The organism is Capnocytophaga sp., assembly GCF_030532915.1.
Classification (GTDB): domain Bacteria; phylum Bacteroidota; class Bacteroidia; order Flavobacteriales; family Flavobacteriaceae; genus Capnocytophaga.
This window is the reverse complement of record NZ_JAUNKD010000075.1, coordinates 1-1,591: the sequence shown is the minus strand read 5'-3', so window position 1 is coordinate 1,591 and position 1,591 is coordinate 1. Positions and strand designations below refer to the sequence as shown.

The window sequence follows — 1,591 nt, the reverse complement described above, 5'->3', positions numbered from 1 at the left end:
AACTCCTTGAAAAACAGAAGAAAGGAAAGAAACGTATGCGACAAATCGGCAATGTAGAGGTGCCACAAAGTGCGTTTATGGCCGTGTTGAAGCTGAATGATTAGCGGTGAGCCACCGCAGGCGGATTATTAAATAACTAAACCAAAATATTATAAAATGAGAAAAATAGCCTTATTATTTGTTGCGTTGCAATGCAGTAGTTTTGTTTTTGCACAGAGCAAAGCCGAACGATTAGACAGCCTTTTTACTTCCTTACATAGTAAAGAGGCTTTTCACGGAAATGTTTTAATCGCTGAAAACGGTAAAACCATTTTTGAAAAAAGCTACGGTTTGGAGAATATCGAGAAAAACACCAATCTGACCCCAAAGTCCGTTTTTAATTTGGCTTCGGTAAGCAAACAATTTACGGCTTCGGCAATTCTGTTACTCGAAAAGTCTAAAAAATTACGCCTGTCCGATGATATTACCAAGTATATTCCTGAGTTGTCTTTTTATAAAGGAATAACGATAGAACATCTGGTTCACCATACCTCCGGACTGCCCGACTATATGGCGTTGTTCAGAGAAAAAGACCAAACAATCGGAACAATTACCAATAATGATGTCATCGAATTGTTTGCAAAAGAACAACCTGAACTGCTTTTTGAACCCAACCAAGAATTTAAGTATAGCAATACGGGCTATTTGTTTTTGGCAACCATCATTGAGCGAGTTTCCAAAACGAGTTATGCCAATTATCTGAAAAAACATATTTTCAAACCTTTGAAAATGAATAATACCGCAGTTTTGTTTTTATATAAAGACAAATTGACAATGCCGAATTTGGCTGTGGGATATACGCAAGATGAAAACGGAAATTTGCAAAGAGATGTACAATATGCTCAGTATTTTGACGGCGTTTACGGACAAGGAAGAGTGTATTCGACCGCAGAAGATTTGCTCAAATGGGCAAAAGCACTTCAAAACAATACACTCTTTACCAAGCAACAGAGCGACATACTTTTTGCCGATTACACACTCAATAATAACCAAAACACCGAATACGGATTTGGGCTATTCTTGGAAGAAAGCGAAAAATATGGCAAAATCATCAATCATTCAGGAAGTTGGGGAGGCTACATTACCTACTTGGAACAGCAACTTACCCACGACAAAACCATCGTCCTTTTGCAAAATCAAGCCTTAATCACTACGAAAATACCCGTTAAAGCCATCCGAAGTATTTTGTATAACGAGCCTTTGAAGTCCGAAAAGCCTATCGCTCTGCAATCCGAAGATTTAGACAAATATTTAGGGACGTATTCTAATAATGAAATAGGTTTGGATATTGTCATCACCAAAAAGGGAAATGTGTTGTACTCACAAGCTACGGAGCAACCTGAAATTCCGTTAGAGGCATACGAAAATCATACATTTAAGTTTGAACCCGCCAATATTAAACTCATCTTTAATCCTGATGAAAATGTTTTTGAGTTACGTCAGGGGTCGATGGGATTTATTTTTAAAAAAGTAGAAAAATAGAGCGAAAAATTTCAAAATCAGTAACCCATTAATACCATATATTATGTCAGTGAAATACAATGTAGTGGCA

2 protein-coding genes are annotated in these 1,591 nt (G+C 37.1%); both read left to right on the top strand.

Features of this window, described 5'->3' with window-relative positions:
- Nucleotides 1–104: hypothetical protein (locus Q4D72_RS12110; RefSeq protein WP_303078200.1), on the top strand; the 104-nt coding region annotated here is incomplete at its 5' end.
- 52 nt (nt 105–156) lie between these two features.
- Nucleotides 157–1,521, top strand: a complete 1,365-nt coding sequence (locus tag Q4D72_RS12105; protein ID WP_303078198.1) for a serine hydrolase — start codon at nt 157–159, stop codon at nt 1,519–1,521.
- Nucleotides 1,522–1,591: the final 70 nt, after the last annotated feature.

What these genes read in the sequence shown, in the direction of transcription:
- Q4D72_RS12105 (WP_303078198.1), top strand. Translation starts at nt 157, where the DNA reads ATGAGAAAAATAGCCTTATTATTTGTTGCGTTGCAATGCAGTAGTTTT.